General features: G+C 45.8%; 1 pseudogene. It reads left to right on the forward strand.

Features of this window, described 5'->3' with window-relative positions:
- A pseudogene (locus R7Q11_RS26895) lies at positions 1 to 527 on the forward strand (23S rRNA pseudouridylate synthase B); the annotation flags it as partial.
- Positions 528 to 655 lie beyond the last annotated feature (128 nt).

Below are 655 nucleotides of genomic sequence, written 5' to 3' on the forward strand. Positions count from 1 at the left end.
AATACCTAGTGCGTGTGTTTGGTGAAGTAACCGAACAAAAAGTTCGTAATCTAGTAAAAGGTGTTGAACTGGAAGACGGTTTAGCTCGCTTTGAAGACGTTGTCTACGCAGGTGGTGAAGGTATGAACCACACTTTCTACGTAGTGATCAACGAAGGTCGTAACCGCGAAGTTCGTCGTCTATGGGAATCTCAAGAGTGTACCGTTAGCCGTCTGAAACGTGTTCGTTACGGTGATATCTTCCTAGACAAAAAACTGCCTCGTGGCGGTTGGATGGAACTGGATCTGAAAGAAGTAAACTACCTGCGTGAGCTTGTAGAACTTCGCCCAGAGAAAGAAACCATGCTAGATTTGAGCAAGGATAATACGTCACGTAAGCGTGAACGTGCTCGCAGCCAAAAAATCCGCCGCGCGGTTAAGCGCCATGAAGAACGTGTAAGCACGTCTAAAGGTCGCAGCAACAATCCTGCTCGTCGTAAGCCAAAGAAAAATGCTGGCGAACAAGGTGCACGCAACAAGCATCGTTAATCGAGAGCGAAAAACGAAAATCAGAAAGGCTTGCCAATTGGCAGGCCTTTTTCTTATACGCAAAAAGGCCATTTTTCTATCTTCGGTGATGTTTGAAGATAAAAAAACACCAGCACTAGGCTGGTGTT

The organism is Vibrio sp. 970 (assembly GCF_033339075.1).